Annotated in this window: 19 protein-coding genes; 5 read left to right on the top strand and 14 right to left on the bottom strand. The window is 70.1% G+C overall.

Translation table 11 applies throughout. The features are described 5' to 3' along the window. Window positions 1-87: 87 nt before the first annotated feature. The 3 genes from QM809_RS08385 to QM809_RS08375 form a co-directional block, all read right to left on the bottom strand. On the bottom strand, window positions 88-1,578 hold the full coding sequence (locus QM809_RS08385) for a flavin-containing monooxygenase (protein WP_415045332.1): 1,491 nt from the start codon (window positions 1,576-1,578) through the stop codon (window positions 88-90). A 77-nt stretch (window positions 1,579-1,655) separates the two neighbouring features. After that, window positions 1,656-2,999 (bottom strand): FAD-binding oxidoreductase, encoded by a 1,344-nt coding sequence (locus tag QM809_RS08380; RefSeq protein WP_415045331.1) that lies wholly within the window; start codon window positions 2,997-2,999, stop codon window positions 1,656-1,658. A 19-nt stretch (window positions 3,000-3,018) separates the two neighbouring features. Further along, window positions 3,019-3,288 carry a GlsB/YeaQ/YmgE family stress response membrane protein gene (locus QM809_RS08375; protein WP_415045330.1) on the bottom strand — a complete coding sequence of 90 codons (270 nt, stop codon included), beginning with the start codon at window positions 3,286-3,288 and terminating at the stop codon, window positions 3,019-3,021. 81 nt (window positions 3,289-3,369) lie between these two features. Here QM809_RS08375 and QM809_RS08370 point away from each other — a divergent pair, with 81 nt between their 5' ends. After that, window positions 3,370-4,293, top strand: coding sequence for an alcohol dehydrogenase catalytic domain-containing protein (locus QM809_RS08370; RefSeq protein WP_415045329.1), 924 nt, complete (start codon window positions 3,370-3,372; stop codon window positions 4,291-4,293). Window positions 4,294-4,311: 18 nt separating this feature from the next. On the opposite strand, the gene QM809_RS08365 is transcribed toward QM809_RS08370, so the two are convergent. Continuing rightward, window positions 4,312-4,494: a hypothetical protein gene (locus QM809_RS08365; protein WP_415045328.1), complete on the bottom strand. Its 183-nt coding sequence runs from the start codon at window positions 4,492-4,494 to the stop codon at window positions 4,312-4,314. Window positions 4,495-4,656: 162 nt separating this feature from the next. On the opposite strand from QM809_RS08365, the gene QM809_RS08360 reads away from it, so the two are divergent. The 4 genes from QM809_RS08360 to rsgA all read left to right on the top strand — a co-directional run bounded on the left by QM809_RS08360 (window position 4,657) and on the right by rsgA (window position 9,400). Further along, window positions 4,657-5,490, top strand: a complete 834-nt coding sequence (locus QM809_RS08360; RefSeq protein ID WP_415045327.1) for an aldo/keto reductase — start codon at window positions 4,657-4,659, stop codon at window positions 5,488-5,490. A gap of 96 nt (window positions 5,491-5,586) precedes the next feature. Further along, window positions 5,587-6,786, top strand: a complete 1,200-nt coding sequence (locus QM809_RS08355) for an aminotransferase class I/II-fold pyridoxal phosphate-dependent enzyme (RefSeq protein WP_415045326.1) — start codon at window positions 5,587-5,589, stop codon at window positions 6,784-6,786. 239 nt (window positions 6,787-7,025) lie between these two features. Beyond that, window positions 7,026-8,354, top strand: coding sequence for a 3-phosphoshikimate 1-carboxyvinyltransferase (aroA, locus tag QM809_RS08350; RefSeq protein WP_415045325.1), 1,329 nt, complete (start codon window positions 7,026-7,028; stop codon window positions 8,352-8,354). Beyond that, on the top strand, window positions 8,351-9,400 hold the full coding sequence (gene rsgA, locus QM809_RS08345; protein WP_415045324.1) for a ribosome small subunit-dependent GTPase A: 1,050 nt from the start codon (window positions 8,351-8,353) through the stop codon (window positions 9,398-9,400). The genes aroA and rsgA overlap by 4 nt, the downstream gene beginning before the upstream one ends. 46 nt (window positions 9,401-9,446) lie before the next feature. Here rsgA and QM809_RS08340 read toward each other — a convergent pair whose 3' ends face one another. The 10 genes from QM809_RS08340 to QM809_RS08295 form a co-directional block, all read right to left on the bottom strand. Continuing rightward, a complete protein-coding gene (locus QM809_RS08340) occupies window positions 9,447-9,866 on the bottom strand; it encodes a DUF732 domain-containing protein (protein WP_415045323.1) in 420 nt (139 codons plus the stop codon). Window positions 9,867-10,029: 163 nt separating this feature from the next. After that, entirely contained in the window at window positions 10,030-11,250 is a 1,221-nt protein-coding gene (locus QM809_RS08335; RefSeq protein ID WP_415045322.1) for a fatty acid desaturase family protein, read from the bottom strand. 68 nt (window positions 11,251-11,318) lie between these two features. Then, window positions 11,319-12,611 carry a fatty acid desaturase family protein gene (locus QM809_RS08330; RefSeq protein WP_415045321.1) on the bottom strand — a complete coding sequence of 431 codons (1,293 nt, stop codon included), beginning with the start codon at window positions 12,609-12,611 and terminating at the stop codon, window positions 11,319-11,321. Between the two features lie 105 nt (window positions 12,612-12,716). After that, window positions 12,717-13,835, bottom strand: a complete 1,119-nt coding sequence (locus QM809_RS08325) for a ferredoxin reductase (RefSeq protein WP_415045320.1) — start codon at window positions 13,833-13,835, stop codon at window positions 12,717-12,719. Between the two features lie 102 nt (window positions 13,836-13,937). Next, window positions 13,938-14,432: a DUF6912 family protein gene (locus tag QM809_RS08320; RefSeq protein ID WP_415045319.1), complete on the bottom strand. Its 495-nt coding sequence runs from the start codon at window positions 14,430-14,432 to the stop codon at window positions 13,938-13,940. Then, on the bottom strand, window positions 14,429-15,907 hold the full coding sequence (locus QM809_RS08315; protein ID WP_415045318.1) for a wax ester/triacylglycerol synthase domain-containing protein: 1,479 nt from the start codon (window positions 15,905-15,907) through the stop codon (window positions 14,429-14,431). The genes QM809_RS08320 and QM809_RS08315 overlap by 4 nt, the downstream gene beginning before the upstream one ends. 182 nt (window positions 15,908-16,089) lie before the next feature. Then, entirely contained in the window at window positions 16,090-16,521 is a 432-nt protein-coding gene (locus tag QM809_RS08310; RefSeq protein WP_415045317.1) for an Rv3235 family protein, read from the bottom strand. Window positions 16,522-16,593: 72 nt separating this feature from the next. After that, complete coding sequence (gene secA / locus QM809_RS08305; protein ID WP_415045316.1) at window positions 16,594-19,362, bottom strand: preprotein translocase subunit SecA; 2,769 nt, start codon at window positions 19,360-19,362, stop codon at window positions 16,594-16,596. A 165-nt stretch (window positions 19,363-19,527) separates the two neighbouring features. Beyond that, window positions 19,528-20,265: a ribosome hibernation-promoting factor, HPF/YfiA family gene (gene hpf / locus QM809_RS08300; protein WP_415045315.1), complete on the bottom strand. Its 738-nt coding sequence runs from the start codon at window positions 20,263-20,265 to the stop codon at window positions 19,528-19,530. Window positions 20,266-20,573: 308 nt separating this feature from the next. Further along, window positions 20,574-21,266 (bottom strand): ComF family protein, encoded by a 693-nt coding sequence (locus QM809_RS08295; protein WP_415045314.1) that lies wholly within the window; start codon window positions 21,264-21,266, stop codon window positions 20,574-20,576. Between the last annotated feature and the right edge of the window lie 6 nt (window positions 21,267-21,272).

The following is a 21,272-nucleotide window of genomic DNA, read 5'->3' as shown; positions in this document are numbered from 1 at the left end:
CGCAGTGACGAGGCCCCCGCCGGCTGAGCCGGTCGAGGAACGCAGTGACGAGAACGTGTCGAAGCCCCGCCGCGCCCCGAACCGGAGTCAGGCGTACGTGTAGTCGTCGAGCGGGAAGCTGTCCATCTCCCGGAGCGTCGTCAGCGTCGACGCCGGGCGCAGCAGAGTGGCCTCGCCGTGCTGGTTGAAGTAGTAGCTGCGTGACGACGCGCAGTCGCCCGCGTAGAACACCGACGAGTCCAGCGCCCTGGTGGCGCGGTCGAGGTAACGCGTGTTGGCGTCCTCGGTCACCTCGAAGGTGTCGGCGCCCCGTCGGCGCAGTTCGCCGAAGAGCCGCGCGATGTGCTTCATCTGCCCCTCGACGGTGGTGAAGTAGCTCAGCCCGCTGTACGAGTAGGGGCTGTTCAGGCTCAGGAAGTTCGGCATCTTCGGCACCGCGACGCCCTCGTACGCCTGGAAACGTCCCTCCCGCCACCACGCGCCGAGGTCCCGCCCCTCGCGCCCGACGATCTGGAACGCCGGGAAGTTGGTGTCCCACAGGTTGAAGCCCGTCGCCAGCACCAGGGTGTCGATCTCGGTCTTGCGGCCGTCCTCGCAGAGGATCCCGTCCGGTTCCACCCGCGTGATCGACGAGGTCTGCAGCGTGACGTTCGGCTGATTGAACACCGGGAAGTAGGCGTTGGAGAAGGTGGGGCGCTTGCACCCGAAGTCGTACGACGGCGTCAGCTTCTTCCGGGTGCCCGCGTCGCGGACCTGGGTGCGCAAATGCGCCTTGCCGAGCAGGGCGGCGAGCTTGTTGCCGGGTTTGGCCTGTTTGAAGTGCAGCACGCCGAACACCATCAGCGCCTCGAGCATCGCGGTGTTGGCCAGGCGCGCGGCCTTCTGGGTCAGCGGCACCGCCGCGAACAGGTCCTGCACCGGCTTCGGGATGGCGAAATCGATCTTGGGCACCACCCAGATCGGCGTGCGCTGGAACACGGTGAGCGCCGTCGCCGTGCGCGCGATCTCCGGGATCAGCTGCACCGCCGTCGCCCCGGTGCCGATCACCGCGACACGCTTGCCGGTGAAGTCGTAGCCGTCCTCCCACGCGGTGGTGTGCAGGATCTTCCCGGCGAACGAGTCCATGCCCTCGAAGTCGGGGGTGTGCGGCTGGGAGAGGAATCCGGTCGCGGTGACCAGATAGCGCGCGGTGCGGCTCCGCCCGTCGGCGGTGTGCACCGTCCAGTGGTGGGCGTCGTCGTCCCATTCGGCCCGTTCCACGAGGACCCCGAACTCCATGTGCCGGCGCAGGTCGTAGGTGTCGGCGACGTGGTCGGCGTACCGCTTCAGTTCCGGTCCCGGCGCGAAGAGCCGCGACCAGTACGGGTTCGGTTCGAAGGAGAACGAGTAGGTGACCGAGGCGATGTCGACGGCCAGCCCCGGATAGTGGTTGACGTACCAGGTGCCGCCGAGGTCGTCCTCGCGTTCCAGGATCGCGATGTTCTCCAGACCCTGCCGCTTGAGTTCGATCGCCGAACCGAGGCCCCCGAAGCCGGCCCCGACGATCACGACGTCGTGATCGAGTGCAGCGTTGTCCATCGTCGTGCCTCCCGTGGGTCCTGAACGATCCGACCCCAGAGTAACCCAGGTCACTCCGCAGGCCTCCCCGGCCGGACTCAGCCGAAGAGCACCCCGGGATTCATCAGGCCCGCCGGGTCCAGGGCGTCCTTCACCGCGCGCATGGCGGCCAGGTCCGTCGCCGACCGCGAGAGCCCCAGCCACGGCACCTTCGCCCGCCCGACCCCGTGCTCGGCGCTGATGCCGCCTCCGAGACCTGCGACGATGTGCAGCACCCGGTCGGTCAGCTCCTCGGCGCGGGCCGGCTCGACGTCGAGCAGGTTCACGTGCAGATTGCCGTCGGCCAGGTGCCCGAACGGGATGTGCCGCGCCCCGAACTCCGCGGCCAGGGGGTCGACGGCGTCGATCAGCGCGCCGAGCCGCGGCAGCGGCATCGAGACGTCGAGCTTGCACACCGGGGCGGTGCTGTCGCGGGCGATGCACTCGGTGTGCGCCTCACGCACCGCCCACAGGTCGCCGGCCGCGCCCTCGTCGAGCACGGCGTCGCCGACGCCCGCCCCGTCCAGCGCGTCGGCCAGGTCGAGTCCGGACGACTCCGTCTCGATCAGCAGCGCGTACGGCGGGGTGTCGGCGAACGGACGACGATGCCCGTACGACGCGATCAGGTCCATGCCGCGCCGCGTCATCAGTTCCGCGGCCCGCACCGTGAGTCCGGACGACTCCACGGCGCCGACCACGTCGAGCGCCGCACCGGGATGCTCGACCGCGGCCACCGCCGTCGCGGTACGACGCGGTGCGGCGACCAGCCGCACCAGGACCCCGGTGATCACCGCGAGCGTGCCCTCGCTGCCGGCGAGGAGACCGGGCAGGTCGTAGCCGACGTTGTCCTTGCGCAACGGGTGCCAGCGCCGCAGCACCTCCCCGGAGGCGAGCACCGCCTCGATCCCGAGCAGTTGGGCCCGCATCGAGCCGTGCCGCACGTAGTGGATGCCGCCGGCGTTGGTGGCGACCATGCCGCCGACGGTCGCGGTGTCCCGCGCGGCCAGGTCCACCCCGAACGCGAGTCCGGCGTCCGCGGCGGCGCGCTGCAGGTCGGCCAGGGTCGTCCCGGCGCCGACACCGGCCAGGCGGCCGGGCGCGTCGACGTCGATCCGGTCGAGCCGGACGGTGGAGAGGACCACCGCGGGCACGTCGCCGGGCGGCACGGAACCCCCGACCAGTCCCGTGTTGCCGCCCTGCGGGCAGAGCGCGATGCCCTCGTCGGCGCACACCCGTACCGTCGCGGCGGTCTCGGCGGTGCTGCCCGGCCGCACCACCGCGAGCGCCCGACCGGTCCAGCGACCTGTCCAGTCGGTGAGGAAACCCGCCGTCGTCGACGGGTCGGTCAGCACGTGCGGTGCGCCGACCGCGCTGCGGAGGCGGTCCAGAATCCGTTCGGTCACAGCGCGGTCGACGCCGGTCTCAGGACTTCGGCTTCTTGATCATGCCGATGATCCACAGCAGGAGACACGCACCGCCGAGCGCGGTGAAGAAACTGAAGATCTTGCCGCCTCCGGCCACGTCGAATCCCAGCTTGTAGAGGATGAACCCGCCGATGAGACCACCGGCGATGCCCGCGCCGATGTTGAGCAGGACTCCCATCGACTCGTCACGTTTCATGATCTTCGACGCGATCCAGCCGGCGAGGCCGCCGATGACGATCCATCCGATCAAACCCAGGCCCAGCGTCATGATGTTCTCCTTCGAGTGTGCGAGACGTCCCCCTCCACGCTAAACCGTTCCGGACGATTCGGACGGACTACTGTGCAGAGCATGGCCCGGAAGATCGTCGCAGCGCAGTACGGAGAGCCCACCGACTCGGTGGAGGTGATCGACGTGCCGGTCCCCGAACCCGACGCCGACCAGGTGGTGGTGCGGGTGCGTTCCGCGGGGGTGAACCCGTTCGACGCGAAGCAGGTGCGCGGTCAGGTCGGCGCCGACCCAGACAAGCTCCCGCTGCCGCTCGGCGGGGAGGCCGCCGGCGTCGTGTCCGCGGCCGGCGCCGACTCCGGATTCGCCGTCGGCGACGAGGTGGTGGTGTACCCGGCGAGCGGCGCCTTCGCCGACTACGTGATCGCACCGTCGTCGAACGTCCACGCCAAGCCGACCGGACTGGACGACGACGCCGCGGCCGCCCTGCTGCTCGCCGGGGTGACCGCCGCGGACGTCCTCGCCACGCTGGGCGTGACCGGCGACGACACCCTCCTGGTGCACGGCGGGGCCGGTGCGGTCGGGTCGATCGTGACCGCGCGGGCCGTCGCCGCCGGGGCCACGGTGATCGCCACCGCCTCGGCGGCCAACCACGACCACCTGCGCGCGCTCGGCGCCGTCCCCGTCTCCTACCGGGGCGATCTGGAGGCGGCCGTCCGGGCGGCGGCCCCGACCCCGGTCACCGCGGTGGCCGACACCGTCGGCACCGATCAGGCGATCGACGTCTCGCTGGCGCTGGTGCCCGCGGAGCGGATCGTCGGCATCGCCGCGTGGGGCCGGACCGACGACGGGATCGTCGTGGTCGGCGGCGGCACCGAGGAGTCCCGGCGGCACCGCCGCGAGGCGGTGCCCGGGCTGCTGGCCGACGCGGCGGCGGGCCGGATCGTCGTCGAGATCGCCGGGGAGTTCCCGCTGGAGCGGGCCGCGGACGCGCTGGTCGCGATCAGCGGCCCGCACCCGCGCGGCAAGTACGTCCTGCACCCGTAGGACGGCCCCGGCCGGCGGTCAACTCTTCGTGAGCGCCTTGAAGACGGTGAACGCGCCGACGATCACCAGACCGACGACGACGATCCAGGCCACCGCCTTGACCAGCGACCATCCGATCGAGACGACGATCAGCACGCCGATGACGATGGCCAGGATCTTCCAGAACGAGGTGCCGGTGGAACCGGTGGTCGGAGTAGTCATGCCTCCACCGTGCCCTACCGGGACCCGCGCGTCATCACCGGAGAACCGATCCCGGGGTGAACATCAGGGTCCTTCCCCATGCCGGTCCCCGCACCTCAGGGTGCCCCGCCGCCCCGAACGCCCCCGGGAATATCCGGGCGCCTCGACGCGCTGAGGGGAACCATGACCACAGTTCCCCAGATCGTCCTCGACGGCGACGTCGCCATCCCGCAGCTCGGCTTCGGGGTCTTCCAGATCAAGCCCGAGGACACCGCGGCCGCGGTGTCCCAGGCGTTGGAAGCCGGCTACCGCCACATCGACACCGCTCAGATGTACGGCAACGAGGCCCAGGTCGGAAAGGCCGTCGCCGAGTCCGGGATCCCCCGCGACGAGATCTTCGTGACCAGCAAACTCAGCAACGCTGCGCACGATCCCGCCGCCGCCAGGGAAGCCACCGAGCGCTCGGTCGACGCCCTCGGCGGACCGATGGACCTGTACCTGATCCACTGGCCGATGCCCGCGGTCGGCGATTTCGTCCAGACCTGGCGCACCATGCAGGAGTTCACCGAGCAGGGCCTGACCCGGGCGATCGGCGTCTCCAACTTCCAGATCCCGCACCTCCGGCGTCTCCTCGACGAGACCGACGTCGTCCCGGCCGTCAACCAGATCGAGGTCCACCCCTACCTGCAGCAGGGTCCGCTGCGCGCGTTCGGCCGCGAGCACGGCATCGTCACCGAGGCCTGGTCGCCGATCGCCCAGGGCGACGTGCTCGACGACCCGGTGCTCCTGGCGCTCGCCGCGGAGACCGGGCGCAGCGTCGCCCAGGTGGTGCTCCGCTGGCACCTCCAGCGCGGTGACGTCGTCTTCCCGAAGAGCGCGGATCCGGCGCGCATGCGCGAGAACTTCGCCCTCTTCGACTTCACACTGAACGATGATCAGACGGCGCGCATCGACGCCCTCGACGCCGGTCGCCGCCGCGGACCCGACCCCGACGAGTTCAACTGGATCCCCGACTGACACCGCTTCCGTACGTCCCCCGGGCCGGTCGGCGAGCGCCGCGAGTCGACCGAGCCGGAGGGTCCCGCCGCACCCCGGGCTCCTAAGATCGCAGGCATGCAGTTCTCCCAGCGTGCGCAGGCCGTGACCCCGTTCTACGCGATGGAATACGGACGACGCGCCGCCGAACTCGAAGCGCGGGGCCACCACGTGGTGAAGATGAACCTCGGCGAACCCGACTTCGGGGCGCCCTCGGCCTTCCTCGACGAGATCCGGCGGATCAGCGACGGCCGCCCGCTCCCCTACACCGGTGGGCTCGGGACCCCCGAGCTCCGGGAGGCGATCGCGCGGTTCAGCGACGACCGTCTCGGCGCCCCGATCCGGCCCGAGCGCGTCGTCGTGACCACCGGCGCGTCCGCCGCCCTGCTCCTGGCCTGCGCCGCCCTGATCGATCCGGGTGACGAGGTGCTCGTCGCCGACCCGTCGTACCCGTGCAACCGCCGTTTCGCCGAGAGCTTCGGTGCGCGGGTCCGGCTCCTCCCCACCGGTCCGGAGCGGCGTTTCCAGCTCGATGCCGAGACCGTCGCCGCCGCCTGGACCGACCGCACGCGCGGCGTCATGATCGCCTCGCCCGCCAACCCGACCGGCACCGGCCTCGCCTACCCGGACCTGCTCGCCCTCACCGCCGCCGTCGCCGACCGCGGCGGATGGCGGATCGTCGACGAGATCTACCTCCCCCTCGCCGATGATGCACCCGACGGACCGCCCAGGAGCATCGCCGCCGACGACCCCGGCGCGATCGTGATCAACAGCTTCTCCAAGTACTTCGGCATGACCGGCTGGCGCCTGGGCTGGATGGTGGTCCCGGACGAGATGATCCCGGTGGCCGAGCGGCTCGCCCAGAACTACTACATCTGTCCGCCGACCCCCGCCCAGATCGCGGCCCTGCAGTGCTTCACCCCGGAGACCCTCGCGGTGGCCGAGGAACGCCGCGCGATCCTGCGGCGCCGCCGGAAGCTGGTGCTCGACGGCCTGAACCGCATCGGCCTGCCGGTCCCGACCGAACCCGACGGCGCGTTCTACGTCTACATCGACGTCTCCGGCACCGGCCTCACCGCCACCGAGTTCTGCGACCGCGCACTCGCCGAGGCGCACGTCGCCCTCACCCCGGGCAAGGATTTCGGCGACGACGACGCCGAACGGTACGTGCGCCTGTCCTACGCCACCGGCGAGGACGACCTGCGCACCGGGATCGAACGCCTGGGCCGGCTGCTGAGCCCGCACCGAACCGACGACGACATCCCTTCCGCGCCCTGAGCCGGGCGAGGAACGAGCCCGAGTCGAAGGGTCTCGCGGGGAACCCTCACGAAAGTGGTCTCGACTCCGCTCGACCAACGGGGAGGGCTCGACCAGTGGGGAGGGCTCAGCCAACGGGGAGGGCTCAGCCAGCGGGGAGGGCTCGGCCAGCGAGGAGGGCTCGCATGCGGAGCGTGGAGCGGCAGGAGACCGACGAACAAGGGGTACGGGAGGAGATTCGTCCGTGAGAACATGGATGCATGACTGACTGGGCCGCCCCGACCGTTGATGCACCCGTGAACGCCACCGTGGAACTGCCCGGATCGAAGTCCATCACCAACCGCGCCCTGATCCTCGCGGCGCTGGCCGACGGCCCGTCCCGGATCACCGGCACCCTCCGCAGCCGGGACACCGACCTGATGCTCGACGGGCTGGCCGCCCTCGGCGTCGGCGTGACCCCGAACCCGGACGACCCGACGGACGTCACCCTGGTCCCGGGCCCGCTCCACGGCGGCCGGATCGACTGCGGACTCGCCGGCACCGTGATGCGCTTCCTCCCCGGCGTCGCCGCGCTGGCCGACGGCGACGTCGAGTTCGACGGCGACGAGCAGGCGCGCAGCCGCCCGCTCGGCACCGTCCTGGACGGGCTGCGTCGGCTCGGCGCCGACATCGACGGCGACGGCCTGCCGTTCGTCGTGCACGGCACCGGATCGGTGACCGGCGGCCCCGTCACCATCGATGCGTCGGCGTCGTCGCAGTTCGTGTCGGGTCTGCTGCTCTCGGCGGCCCGGTTCGACTCGGGGGCGCAGATCACCCACCAGGGTCCGCCGGTGCCGTCGCTGCCGCACATCGAGATGACGGTGGAGATGCTGGCGACCGCCGGGGTCGAGGTGCGCACCGGCCACGGCGACGACGCGGACGAGGTCTCCCCCGACCTCACCGACACGGTGACCCGCTGGGAGGTGTCGCCGGGACCGATCGCCGCGGTCGACCGGGAGATCGAACCGGACCTGTCCAACGCCGCCGCGTTCCTCGCCGCGGCCGCGGTGACCGGGGGTTCGGTGAGCGTCCCCCGCTGGCCGTCGCGCACCACCCAGCCGGGCGCCCAGATCGTCCCGATCCTGCGCAAGATGGGCTGCACGGCCGTCCACGACGACGACGGCCTGCTCACCGTCACCGGCCCCGAACGGCTCCGCGCCGTCGACCTGGACCTGCGTGCCGTCGGCGAGCTGACCCCGACCGTCGCCGCGCTCTGCGCCCTCGCCGAGGGCACCTCGGTCCTGCGCGGCATCGCTCACCTGCGCGGACACGAGACCGACCGCCTCGCGGCCCTGTCCACCGAGATCAACCTCCTCGGCGGCGAATGCACCGAGACGCAGGACGGGCTCATCATCACCGGGACGGCCGCCGAGCGCTGGCATCCGGGCCTGTGGCACACCTACGCCGATCACCGGATGGCGACGGCCGGCTGCGCCGTCGCGCTCGCCGTCCCCGGGGTGGTGATCGAGAACGTCGAGACCACCGCCAAGACGATGCCCGACTTCCCGCAGCGCTGGACGGCCATGCTCGATCGGAACGCCGACCGGTGAGCCGCAACGCCCGTTCTTACGACGAGTCCGACGTCCGGATCCGTCCGGGAAAGGGCACGCGGCCGCGCACCAAGAAACGGCCCGCGCACTCCGATGCCGCGACGGCCATGGTGGTCTCGGTCGATCGCGGCCGCTGGGGCTGCGTGATCGACGGCGACCCCGACCGGCGCGTGGTCGCCATGCGCGCCCGCGAACTGGGCCGCACGCCCGTCGTCGTCGGTGATCGGGTCGGCGTGGTCGGCGACCTCTCCGGGCGGCCCGACACGCTCGCCCGGATCGTCCGGGTCGAAGACCGGACGACGGTCCTGCGCCGCACCGCCGACGACACCGACCCGTACGAGCGGATCGTCGTCGCCAACGCCGATCAGCTGCTGATCGTCACCGCGCTGGCCGATCCCCCGCCGCGCACCGGCTTCGTCGAACGCGCCCTGGCCGCCGCGTACGCCGGAGGCCTGACACCGGTGCTGTGTCTGACGAAGTCGGATCTGGCCGCCCCCGACGAGTTCGCCGCGCACTTCGCCGAACTGGAGCTCCCGGTGATCGTCGCCGGCCGCGACGACGATCTCGACACCCTCGAAGAGACGCTCGCCGGGCGGCTCACCGCGCTCATCGGCCACTCCGGCGTCGGCAAGTCGACGCTGGTCAACCGGCTCGTCCCGGATGCCGACCGGGCCGTGGGCCGAGTCTCCGGCGTCGGCAAGGGACGGCACACCTCCACCCAGTCGGTGGCGCTCCCGGTGCCGTTCGCCCGCGACCGGGACACCGACCGCACCTGGGTGGTCGACACCCCCGGCATCCGTTCGTTCGGGCTGGCGCACGTGACGCCGGACGAGATCGTCGACGCCTTCGACGATCTGCGCGAGGCGATCGGCCGCTGCCCGCGCGGGTGCACCCACCTGGGTCCGCCCGCCGATCCGGAGTGCGCGCTCGACGAGCTGACCGACGGCTCGCACCGTCGCGCCATGGCCGTGCGGGAGCTGTTGGCCGCGGTCCGGGAGACCGGACCGGAGGAACCGGTGGCCGACGCCTCCCCCGACCCCGTCTGAGGGGTTCGCGCCGACGACGTCCGGCGGACCGTCCGGTTCTGTCGGACTATTCGGTCGGGTCGGCGGGCGCAGTCGGAACTCCGCTCGGCACCAGCTTGCTCTGCTGGTCCGGGCAGAACGCGCCGACCGCGGCACCGGTCACGGCGAGCGCCTTCATCTGCTCCTGGCCCTGCTTCTTGCTCGCCTCGTTGAGCAGATCCGACATGCTCTTGCCGCTCTTGAGGCCCTCGCAGGCCTTCTTGCCTTGAGCGACCAGCGCATCCCGGTCACCGGTGTCGATGCGGGCCGTCTCCAGCGCCGTGATGAACCGGGCCTCCGGATCACCGCTCGCCGAGGCCGCCGTCTCCGCCGACGGATCGCTCTCGCCGGCATCGCCGCCGCCGTCCCCACCGCCGCACGCCCCGAGGACCAGTGCGGCGGCCGCGGCGATCGGGATCATCAGCAGTCGTCGACGAGTGGCACGCATGGAGTTCTCCTTGATGAGTTCGGGACCTGCGCCCCGTGGACCGTTCACTTCCATAGAATCTACCGATCCCGCCGACACCGCGGAGCACAGACTCCGCGGACGTGCGCGGAGAGCGTGCACCTGTGTCGGAGCGACGGTGTCGGGCGGCGCGGATCCGCGGAACTCAGCGTCGTCGGCGCGTGGCCTTGGCGATCATCCGGCGCTCCTTCAGCCGTGCGATCGCGCTCTTGAGGCCCGGGGCGCGCGGCGAGAGCGCGTCGAACCGTCGTTCCGACGCCGTCTCCGGCGCGTCGTCGCTGCTGTCGGTCAAGAAGCGGTCCGGGAGGGCCAGCTTGTTGATGGTCCGCAGCGTCCGGAGGTACTGCATGGTGATGGTGTCGGTGTTGTACGGCAGGTCGTACTTCTCGCACAGTTCCCGCACGCTCACCGAGACCTCCGCCAGGCGGTTGCTGGGCAGGTCCGGGAAGACGTGGTGCTCGATCTGGTAGCACAGGTTGCCGCTCAGGAACGCCAGCACGGGACCCGCATCGAAGTTCGCGGTGCCCAGCATCTGCCGCAGATACCACTGTCCCTGGGTCTCGTCCTCGAGGGACTCGACGGTGAACTTCTCGGCGCCGTCGGGGAAGTGCCCGCAGAAGATCACCACGTACGACCACAGGTTCCGGACCAGGTTGGCGGTCAGGTTCGCGGTGAGCGTGTGCTTGAAGTTCGGTCCGGTCAGCGCCGGGAACAGGAGATAGTCCTTACCGGTCTGCTTGGCGATCTTCTTCGCGAACAGCTTCGCACCCGGTTTGGCCTCTTCCCAGGTCTGTTCACCCTTGAGGACGCCGGTCAGGTTCAGGTCGTGCAGGCCGATGCCCCACTCGAATCCGGCGGCCAGCACGAGGTTGGAGACCGGCTGATACAGGAACTTGAGTTTCCACGGCTCGTCGCGGGTCACCCGCAGCAGCTTGTAACCCACGTCGTGATCCATGCCGATCACGTTGGTGTACTTGTGGTGGATGTAGTTGTGCGAGTGCTTCCAGTGCGGAGACGCGCACACCATGTCCCACTCCCACGAGGTGGAGTGCACCTCGGGGTCGTTCATCCAGTCCCACTGCCCGTGCATCACGTTGTGCCCGAGCTCCATGTTCTCGACGATCTTCGCCAGCGAGAGCGCGGCCACACCCGCCAGCCACAACGAACGACGGTGACTGCCGAACAGCGCCAGCCGGCCGGCCACCTCCAGCCCGCGCTGGGCCAGGATGGTGCGCCGCAGGTAGCGGACGTCCCGCTCACCGAGATCGGATTCGATCCGGCGGCGCAGCGCATCCAGTTCGACGCCGAGCGCCTCGACGTCCGCATCCGTGAGATGCGCGTACTCGTTGATGTCAGAGATCGCCATTACGCCCTATTATGCCGCACCCAGCCGCCTCAGGCGAGACGGCCGAGTGCGTTCGTCTCGCGTTCGGATCAGGCCGCCGGACGGTCCCCCTGCGGCACCGGGAGGTGCGCGATGCCGCGTCGACGTTCCCGCAACCGGATCATCGCGGACTTCAGTCCACGGCGACGGCCGGTGCGCGGATCGATCGACGGACGCAGGTGCTCATCGGGATCGGCCTTGAAGCGCAGTTCCGACGCGGTCTCCGGCGCATCGTCGGCGGTGGCCTTGAGGTACTCGTTCGGCAGCGACAGCTTGGCGATGGTGCGCCACGACTTCGCGTACTGCACCGGGAACGAGCCGGTGGTGTACGGCAGGTCGTACTCGTCGCAGATCGCCTGCACGCGGACCGAGATCTCGGCCAGCCGGTTGCTCGGCAGATCCGGGAAGATGTGATGCTCGATCTGGTAGCTCAGGTTGCCGCTCAGGAAGGCCAGCACCGGCCCGGAACGGAAGTTGGCGCTGCCGAGCATCTGGCGCAGGTACCACTGGCCCTGCGTCTCCTCGTCCATGTCGCGCCTGGTGAACTTCTCCGCGCCGTCGGGGAAGTGACCGCAGAAGATCACCGCGTTGGTCCAGATGTTCCGGATCACGTTGCCCGTCAGGTTCGCGGTGAAGGCCTTGCGCCAGCCCTTCCGCGAGCGCGTGGTCGCGCCGACCAGCGCCGGGTACACGAGGTAGTCCTTGGCGGCCTGCTTGCCGATCTTGGTGCCGACGTCGCGCAGGTCCTTCTTGAACTGCAGCCGAGCCTCTTCGGTCTTGCGCTTCTTGCCCAGTTCCAGATGCTGTGCGGCCACACCGTATTCGAAGCCGAGCATCAGGATCGTGTTCCAGACCAGGTTGCCCAGGTAGAAGGGCCGCCAGCGCTGGTCACGGGTCACGCGCAGGACGCCGTAGCCCACGTCGTCGTCCATGCCGAGGACGTTGGTGTACTTGTGGTGGATGAAGTTGTGCGTGTGCTTCCAGTGCGCGCTGGGGCCGGCGTTGTCCCACTCCCAGGAGGTGGAGTGCACCTCGGGGTCGTTCATCCAGTCCCACTGCCCGTGCATCACGTTGTGCCCGAGCTCCATGTTCTCGACGATCTTCGCGATGCCGAGCGCACCGGCACCGGCCCACCACAGCGACCGGCGCTGCGAGCCGAAGATCAGTGCGCGGCCGGTCAGCTCCATGCCGCGCTGGAAGCGGACGGTGTTGCGCAGGTAGCGGGCATCGCGTTCGCCGCGGTCGGCCTCGATGTCGGCGCGGATCTGATCGAGCTTCGCTGCGATCTCCTCGACGTCCTGGTCGGTCAGATGCGCGTACTCGGGGATGTCCTTGATCGCCACGATCTCTCCTCACTTACGTTTCCGTAACTTACGACAGCGTAGGTTACGGAAGCGTAGGTTGTCCACCCTCGATCCGGAAACGGATTCTTCGGCGGGTCCGGGGAGCTACACGTCGAGCGTGCAGTCGCCGGCGGCGGCGCTGACGCACGTCTGGATGCGCTCGCCCTCGACGTGCTCGACGCCGGTGCGCAGATCCCGCACGCAGCCCTTGTCGAGCATCACCACGCAGGTCTGGCAGATGCCCATGCGGCAGCCGTAGGTCATCTGCACCCCGGCCTTCTCCCCCGCTTCGAGCAGGGTGGTGGCGCCGTCGACCTCGATGGACCTGTCCCGCGTCCCGAACGTGACCGTGCCGCCCTGGGCTCCGTGCGCGCCGCGCTCCAGGGCGAAACGCTCGATGTGCAGCGCGTCGCCCCGGCCGGCCGCCTCGTAGGCCTCGGTCAACATGTCCAGGAACCCGCCGGGACCGCAGGCCCACGCCTGCCGCCGCGCCCAGTCCGGACACAGTCGTTCCAGGGCGTCCGGCGAGAGGCGACCGCCGTCACGGGTCAGCCACAGCTTCAACGTCACCACGCCGTCGTCGGCGAGCTCCTGCAGCTCCCGTCGGAAGAGCACGTCCTCCTCCGACGGCGCCGAGTGCACCAGCACGACGTCGCCGCGCCGGTTCCGCCGCCGCATCGTCCGCAGCATCGACATGATCGGGGTGATCCCGCTGCCCGCCGTCACCAGCAGCAGCTTCTCCGGGAGCGGCTCGGGCAGCACGAACTCACCGGCCGGCGCCGCCAGCCGCACCACCGTGCCCGGCGCCAGACCGTTCACCAGGTGCGACGAGAGGAAGCCCTCCGGGAGCGCCTTCACCGTGATCGCCACGGTCTTGTCGCCGCGCGAGGTGTCCGGATCACTGGTCAGCGAGTAGCTGCGCCAGGTCCAGCGCCCGTCGACCGGAACGCCGATGCCGACGTACTGCCCGGCGTGGTAGTCGAACGAGAAGCCCCAGCCGGGCTTGATCACGATGGTCGCCGAGTCCTCGGTCTCCGGTGTCACCGCGACGATCCGGCCGCGCAGCTCCCGCGCCGACCACAGCGGGTTCACCAGGTGCAGGTAGTCGTCCGGCAGCAGCGGCGTGGTCACCCGGGCCGCCGCCGCGCGCAGCCAGGCGGCTCGCTTGCTGTTCGACGACGCCGCATGCGCCGGCGCCTCGAACCGTTCCCGCCACGAGCTCATTCCGCCTCCATCATCGATACTACTTACGGAACCGTAACTTACGGAACCGTAATGTGATGTCGCAACTCCTGGACGGTCGGCGCGGGAACCGCACCCCGAGGCTCACAGCAGATCCAGCAGAAAAGGCAGCTCCTGCGTCGCATACCAGCCGAGATCGTGATCCTCGGCATCGCCCAGGACGAGTTCGGCGTCCTCGTCACCGAGATCGGCGTCGTCGATCACGGCCGCGGCGGCCCGCACCGCGGACTCGGCGTCGGCGCCGTCGACGTGCACGGCCACCACCTGGTCCAGCGCCACCGGACCGGAGATCTTCACCACGGCATCGTCCAGATCCGGCCGCGGCACGGCATCGGCGCGTTCGACGACGACCACCACCCGCCGCACCGGAAGACCGCTCTCGTCGGCGGCGAGCAGCCGCAGACTCGCCCGCGCGGCCTCGCGCTGGGCCACCTCGGCGAGCTCCTCGTCGTCGCCCGCCGTGTACGCCTCGCGCAGGGCGGGCGTCAGAGCGAATCCGGTGCCGCCCAGCGGCATCCAGGCTCCGTCGTCGAGCAGCTGCTGCACTCCGGCGAGTGTCGCGGGCAGGTACACCCTCATGAATCCGGCCCTCCGGCCTCGGTCGTCGGCCCCGGCGCCGGTGGACGCTGGGGAAAGCCTCCGGTGCGGAGTTCCTCGATGGAGTCGAGGACGTATCCGGCCATCGCCGGCAGATCGCCGACCACGTTGCGGTCCGCCAGAAACGCGAACTCCACCCGGTCCCGATACTCGATGACGCTGATCGACAGGGCCCGCTGCCCGCTGAGCGGAGGCACCGTGTAGATCCCGATCACCGGGACTCCGCCGACGAAGCGCGGCGTGATCTGCTGATCGCTCATCCGGATCGGCACGTTGTAGGAACGCTGGAAGAGCCCGTCGATCACCCGCGCCGAGAGATCGACGAACGGCACCACGCTCAGCTCCGGCAGGCTCGCGCGCAGTCCGGGCGCCATCCGGCGCTGCGCCTGCGAATAGCGGTCGGCCAGTCCGGCCACCTGCAGCAGACGCACCGCGGGCGCGTCCTCGCCGATCGGGAGGTCGGTGATGAACTCGGTGCGGCCCTCGCAGATCCAGCCGCCCCCGGGACGGGGGCTCTCGGCGACCCGCTCGCGGACGGCCAGCGGAAGCACCGCGCGCACCGTCTCGCCGTGTGCGAGGGAATCCTTGACCGACAGCGTCCAGCGCCGCATCACGCCGGTGACGATCCCGAGCACCACGTCGTTGAAGGTGCACTCGAAACGCTTCGCCGTGGCGAGGCACTCCTCGCGGGAGACCGACGCGAAGGTGAACAGCCGCGCCGCGGTGGCACCGGCGTTCAGCGGACTGTCCGGGGCGCTGTTCACCAACTGCTGCACGGTGTTGCCGACGAACCGCGCCGAGCGGTCGGCCAGCGTAAGCAGGTCGGCGATCGGACCGCCGCCGGAGAGGAGCGAGTCGACCACTTCGCCCGGTTTCGCCATCGCCTCGGTGAGCGCACCGATCGTCACGCTGCGGCGACCGGGTCTGGCCCCCGGCATCCACAGGTCGGCGGGCAGGCGCGGCGTCTCCGGCGTCTCCTCGGTGATCACCTCGCTGATCTCCAGCCGGTCGCCGGACCCCAGCAGACAGCGATGCGTCTTGGTGAGGATCGCCAGCCGGCCGCCGGACAGCCCCTCGATCAGGTACATCTCCCACAGCGGACGGTCGTGGTCGAACGGCCGTGAGATCACCCGTCCGACCAGGTCCTGCAACTGTTCGTCGGCGCCCGGCTGCGGCAGCGCGGAGAGCCGGATGTGGTAGGTGATGTCGAAGTCCGGGTCGTCGACCCACAGGGGTCGGGCGAGCCCGAGCGACACCTCGGTGACCACCTGCCGGTAGCGCGGCACCCGCTGCAGGCGGTTCTCCACCAGCGAGACCAGGCGCGGATGGTCCAGCGGCTCGCCGTCGGCCGGGGTCTGCGCGGGATCGAGGATCAGCAACGTCCCCGAATGCGCCGTCGTTCCCGACCCATCCAGGTAGTAGTACATCGCTTCGTCCGGCGACAGTCGACTCACCATGGTGAGTTCGATGATAGATCCGACACCGCCCGGCGGCGCACTCCCCTCCGATCCTCGAGCCGGACCGGGGCACCGGCCGCGGACCGAGGCGCAGGACCGCACCGCGAACGGTCACCGGGTCCCCACTCCGCTCGACCGGCGAGAAGGGCTCGCCGCGCTCGCGGGCAGCACGGAGAGCCGCCTCAGAGGACGGCGAACTCGGTGACCACCCAGCGTTCGGCGCACCCCCGCTGCACCGACGGTCGGGCCGGGCGACGCTGCATCCGCCCGGCGAACGCCCGCACCCGACCGGCCCGCTCCAGACTGCCGAAGTACTCGGCGGACTGGACAGAGCGGAGTTGCACGTGCACCCGGTGCAGTCGTGCGCACTCCTGCGCCTCGGCCGCATAACCGTGCTGCAGCAGGGTCGCGACCTGATCCAGCACCGGACCGGCGACGATCCCGGCCAGCTGCGCCCGCGGCCGTCGACCGTCGAGCACCTCCAGCATCCGGGCCAGCGCCGCGACCGCGAATCCGCGGGCCGCCGTCGCGATCTGCAGATCCGGCGGCAGGTCCGGCGGCCGCTCAGCGGGTGCCGGTGCGGTCGTCTGTTGTTCGAGCAGTATCCCCCTCATGAACAATCCGACGCGTCAGGAACCGTTTCGGTTCCATGACACGCCGGATCGCGGGGAAAAAGCTCCGTTCCGTTACCTGCCGCGCCTGCGGTTACGGCGTTCGGCGGCACGGCGCGCCTTGCGCGAGCCGACCACCGGCTCGGGCTGCGGGCTCTCGCCGAGCACCTCCGCCGGGGTGCCGGACGCCAGCTCCTCGACCTGGGAAAGCACCTCGGTGGATCCGTCCTCGGCCGGACCGCTGTAGGTCAGCGGCGCGTCGGCGTCCTCGGGATCGGCGCCCAGACCGCTGCCGGCGAGCATGTCCGACACCGACGTCCCCAACGCCGGGGCGGCGGGCGCGGCCTGCACCTGCGCGTTGAACAGCAGGCTGACGGTCTCCTCCTTCATGCCGTCGAGCATGCCCATGAACATGTCGTAGCCCTCGCGCTGGTACTCCACGACCGGATCGCGCTGCGCCATCGAACGCAGGTGGATGCCCTCGCGCAGGTAGTCCATCTCGTAGAGGTGATCGCGCCACTTGCGGTCGAGCACCGACAGCAGCACCGAACGCTCCAGCTGGCGCATGGCGTCGTCGCCGCCGATGGCCGCGAGATCGGTCTCCCGGCGCTCGTAGGCGGCGAGCGCGTCGGCCACGACCAGTTCGCGCAGTTCGTCCCGCGAGAGGTCCTCGCGCTCGCCGAACTCGTTCTCGCCGAACACGGCCTTCGGGTCGAGGGAGATCGGGAACAGGTTGCGCAGCGCGTCCCACAGCTCGTCGATGTCCCAGTCCTCGGCGTAACCCTCGACCGTCGCACCGTCGACGTACGCGCCCACCACGTCGACGACCATCTGCAGGATCTGCTCGCGGTGGTCCTCGCCCTCGAGGATCTCGCGGCGCTCGGCGTAGATCACCTTGCGCTGCTCGTTCATCACCTCGTCGTACTTGAGGACGTTCTTGCGGATCTCGAAGTTCTGCTCCTCGACCTGCGTCTGCGCACTGCGGATGGCGCGGGTGACCATCTTGGCCTCGATCGGCACGTCCTCGGGCAGGTTGAAACGCGTCATGATCGCGTCCAGGGCCGCCGCGTTGAAGCGCCGCATCAGCTCGTCGCCCAGCGACAGGTAGAAGCGCGACTCGCCCGGATCACCCTGGCGGCCGGAACGACCGCGCAGCTGGTTGTCGATACGACGCGACTCGTGCCGCTCGGTGCCCAGCACGTACAGGCCGCCGGCCTCGCGCACCTCGTCGGCCTCGGCGGCGGCCTGCTCGCGCGCCACCTTGATGGCCTCGTCCCACGCCGCCTCGTACTCCTCGGGCGTGGTGACCGGGTCCAGTCCGGCCTTGCGCAGCCGGGTGTCGGCGATCACCTCGGCGTTGCCGCCGAGCACCACGTCGGTGCCGCGGCCCGCCATGTTGGTGGCCACCGTGATCGCGCCCAGGCGCCCGGCCTCGGCGATGATCTGCGCTTCCTGCTCGTGATACTTCGCGTTCAGCACCGAGTGCTTGATGCCGCGCTGGGACAGCAGCCGCGAGAGGTACTCGGAGCGTTCGACGCTGGTGGTGCCGATCAGCGCCGGCTGGCCCTTCTCGTGCCGCTCGGCGAGGTCGTCGACGACGGCCGCGAACTTGGCCTCTTCGGTCTTGTAGATCAGATCCGACTGGTCCTTGCGGATCATCGGCTTGTTGGTCGGGATCGGCACCACGCCCAGCTTGTAGATCTGCTGGAACTCGGCGGCCTCGGTCTCGGCCGTACCGGTCATGCCGGAGAGCTTCTTGTACAGGCGGAAGTAGTTCTGCAGCGTGATGTTGGCGAGCGTCTGGTTCTCCGCCTTGATCTCCACGCCCTCCTTCGCCTCGATGGCCTGGTGCAGACCCTCGTTGAAGCGGCGGCCGTCGAGCACGCGACCGGTGAACTCGTCGACGATCAGGACCTCGCCGTCGCGGACGATGTAGTCCTTGTCGCGGTGGAAGAGCTCCTTCACCTTGATCGCGTTGTTCAGGTAGCTGACCAGCTGCGAGTTGGCGGGCTCGTACAGGTTGTCGATGCCCAGGCGGTCCTCGACGAAGGCGACGCCGACCTCGTGCACGCCGATCGTCTTCTTCTTGATGTCCACCTCGTAGTGGGTGTCCTTCTCCAGCAGCGGCGCGATCCGCGCGAACTCGGTGTACCACTTGCTCGACGAGTCGGCCGGCCCCGAGATGATCAGCGGGGTGCGGGCCTCGTCCACGAGGATGGAGTCCACCTCGTCGACCACGGCGAAGCTGTGGCCGCGCTGCACCAGCTCCTCGGTGCTGTGCGCCATGTTGTCGCGGAGGTAGTCGAAGCCGAACTCGTTGTTGGTGCCGTAGGTGATGTCGGCGGCGTAGGCGGCACGACGCTGATCGGGGTTCATGCCGGTCAGGATCACGGCGGTCTGCAGACCGAGGAAGCGGTGGACGCGGCCCATCTGCTCGGCGTCGCGCTTGGCGAGGTAGTCGTTCACCGTCACCACGTGCACGCCGTCGCCGGTGAGCGCGTTCAGGTAGGCCGGGAGCACACAGGTCAGGGTCTTGCCCTCACCGGTCTTCATCTCGGCGATGTTGCCGAAGTGCAGCGCCGCGCCGCCCATGATCTGGACGTGGAAGTGCTTCTGGTCGAGCACGCGCCACGCCGCCTCGCGGGCCACGGCGAAGGCCTCGACCAGCAGGTGGTCGACCGTCTCCCCGTCGTCGAGCCGTTCCTTGAACTCCTGGGTCTTCGCCTTGAGTTCGGAGTCGCTCAGAGCCTCGATCTCGCCCTCGAGCGCCTCGACCTGGTCGGCGATGGCGTCGAGCCTCTTGACCATCCGGCCTTCGCCCAGGCGCAGCAGCTTGTTCAGCACGGTCTTACAGTCCCCATCGGTCGTGAGCAGAAAGAATCCGGCCTGCACCAGCGTGCAGACCGGATTCCATCGTACTCGTTGGCGGCGAACCGGCTGTCAAGCCAGCCTCGGCGCCGCGGCCGAAGCCCTGCCGCGGGGCCCGGACGAGCCCGCCACTCGACGGGTTCAGGCGAGGCGGATCAGGCCGTAGTCGAACGCGTGCCTGCGGTAGACCACCGACGGCTTCTCGGTCTCCTTGTCCTGGAACAGGAAGAAGTCGTGGCCGACCAGTTCCATCTCGTAGAGCGCCTCGTCGACGGTCATCGGCTGCGCGTCGTGATCCTTCACCCGGACGATCTGACCGGGCTCGTAGAAGTCGACGCCGTCGTCCCACTTGGCTTCGGCCTCGGCGAGGGTCTCCGGCGACGGATCGTCGACCAGCGCGGCGGGAGCGGTGGCCTCGGCGAGCGAGACCGGGCGTCCCGGACCGTTCTTCCGGACCCGCTTGCGGGCGTTGGCACGACGCAGCTGCTTCTGCAGCTTGTCGGCCACCGACTCGGTGGCGGCGTAGAAGTTCTCACCGCTGGCCTGAGCGCGGACGACCGGGCCGTCGCACCGCGCGGTGACCTCCACCACCTGCGCCTGCTTCTGCTGACGACGGTTCGGCTCGTGCGAGAGCACCACCTCGAAGCGGACGATGGACGGGTCGAACCGCTCCAGACGCGCGAGCTTGTCGCCGACGTACACCCGGAAGTGCTCCGGGATCACCACGTTGCGGCCGTTGAAGACCACCTCGGCATCGGGCTGTGCCGGCTCGGAGATCTCCTGCACGTGCGCGGGCCGCTCGAAGGCCTCGCTGATCTCGGCTTCGGTGGGGGCGGGACCCTTGGGCTCGCGCTGTCCTTTGCGATGAATGACCGACATCGACATCCTCCTCCGATCGCTCCGTCGACGAGCTCTCATCACCCGCTCGACGAAGTAGAATCGCTTGTCACACAAGGCATTTGTGCGACTCTAACCTCAGCGAGTCCGGCGGGTCCGGAAGAGCGGATCCTGATCGGGGCCGACGAACCTCGGCACCTCCCAGAGAGCCCCACCTCCTGCACCAGACGTTCATCGCTGCTGTCTCCGACGTTATCGGTTTCGTCCCCGCTTCTCTACATTTCCGGGAGACGGGCGGGTCCTCGGGGACCTTGGTCCGTGCCGTCCGGGCGAGTCCCGCGGGCGCCACGTCAGGCGGCGGCGACCACCGCGACACCGGCCATCGGGACACCGTGCCGGAGCAGGGTGTGCAACGACGTCGCGGCGGTGGCTCCGGTGGTGAGGACGTCGTCGACGAGCACCGCCGCGACCGCCCCCGGAGGCGCCGCGCACAGACTCGGCGGAAGACCGTGCACGACGTCGACGGCCCCGCTCAGATTGGCCATCCGCGCCCCCGCGGACAGGCCCGCGGAGTCACGCGTCCAGGGCGCGGTGCGCAGGACCGGCAGCACGCTCACCCCGGCGCCCAGCCTCGCGGCCGCGGCGCGGGCGACCGCCGTGACCGGGTCGCCGCCGCGTCGTCGTGCCGAGATCGCCCGCGTGGGTGCGGGGATCAGCACCAGGTGCCGGACCGGCGGGATCTGCTCCCACTGGGAGAGCCGGACCAGACCGTGCGCCAGCACCCGGCCGAGGACCGGGACCAGATCGGTGCGACGGTGCTCCTTCAACTCCACGACGGCGCTGCGCAGCGGCCCTCGATAGCGGCCCATCGCCCAGGCGGGCACCGGAAGCTCCACCCGCGGCGACACCGGAGCGGGGTCGTCGTGCACGGCGACCGCACAGCGCTCGCACCACGGCGCCCCCGGCAGTCCGCACCCGCCGCACTCGAGCGGCAACGCCAGTTCGATCGCGGCGTCCAGCACCGCGCGCAGTCCCCCGACCATCTCTGC

This window comes from Gordonia sp. (in: high G+C Gram-positive bacteria) (assembly GCF_047600385.1).
Classification (GTDB): Bacteria; Actinomycetota; Actinomycetes; order Mycobacteriales; family Mycobacteriaceae; genus Gordonia.
The sequence above is the reverse complement of the archived record's forward strand: the minus strand, read 5'-3'. Positions and strand labels throughout refer to the sequence as shown.

What these genes read in the sequence shown, in the direction of transcription:
- QM809_RS08385 (WP_415045332.1), bottom strand. Translation starts at nt 1,578, where the DNA reads ATGGACAACGCTGCACTCGATCACGACGTCGTGATCGTCGGGGCCGGC.
- QM809_RS08365 (WP_415045328.1), bottom strand. Translation starts at nt 4,494, where the DNA reads ATGACTACTCCGACCACCGGTTCCACCGGCACCTCGTTCTGGAAGATC.
- QM809_RS08355 (WP_415045326.1), top strand. Translation starts at nt 5,587, where the DNA reads ATGCAGTTCTCCCAGCGTGCGCAGGCCGTGACCCCGTTCTACGCGATG.
- QM809_RS08340 (WP_415045323.1), bottom strand. Translation starts at nt 9,866, where the DNA reads ATGCGTGCCACTCGTCGACGACTGCTGATGATCCCGATCGCCGCGGCC.
- QM809_RS08360 (WP_415045327.1), top strand. Translation starts at nt 4,657, where the DNA reads ATGACCACAGTTCCCCAGATCGTCCTCGACGGCGACGTCGCCATCCCG.
- aroA (WP_415045325.1), top strand. Translation starts at nt 7,026, where the DNA reads ATGACTGACTGGGCCGCCCCGACCGTTGATGCACCCGTGAACGCCACC.
- QM809_RS08375 (WP_415045330.1), bottom strand. Translation starts at nt 3,288, where the DNA reads ATGACGCTGGGCCTGGGTTTGATCGGATGGATCGTCATCGGCGGCCTC.
- QM809_RS08325 (WP_415045320.1), bottom strand. Translation starts at nt 13,835, where the DNA reads ATGAGCTCGTGGCGGGAACGGTTCGAGGCGCCGGCGCATGCGGCGTCG.
- QM809_RS08335 (WP_415045322.1), bottom strand. Translation starts at nt 11,250, where the DNA reads ATGGCGATCTCTGACATCAACGAGTACGCGCATCTCACGGATGCGGAC.
- QM809_RS08310 (WP_415045317.1), bottom strand. Translation starts at nt 16,521, where the DNA reads ATGAGGGGGATACTGCTCGAACAACAGACGACCGCACCGGCACCCGCT.
- hpf (WP_415045315.1), bottom strand. Translation starts at nt 20,265, where the DNA reads ATGTCGGTCATTCATCGCAAAGGACAGCGCGAGCCCAAGGGTCCCGCC.
- QM809_RS08370 (WP_415045329.1), top strand. Translation starts at nt 3,370, where the DNA reads ATGGCCCGGAAGATCGTCGCAGCGCAGTACGGAGAGCCCACCGACTCG.
- QM809_RS08295 (WP_415045314.1), bottom strand. Translation starts at nt 21,266, where the DNA reads ATGGTCGGGGGACTGCGCGCGGTGCTGGACGCCGCGATCGAACTGGCG.
- QM809_RS08320 (WP_415045319.1), bottom strand. Translation starts at nt 14,432, where the DNA reads ATGAGGGTGTACCTGCCCGCGACACTCGCCGGAGTGCAGCAGCTGCTC.
- QM809_RS08315 (WP_415045318.1), bottom strand. Translation starts at nt 15,907, where the DNA reads ATGGTGAGTCGACTGTCGCCGGACGAAGCGATGTACTACTACCTGGAT.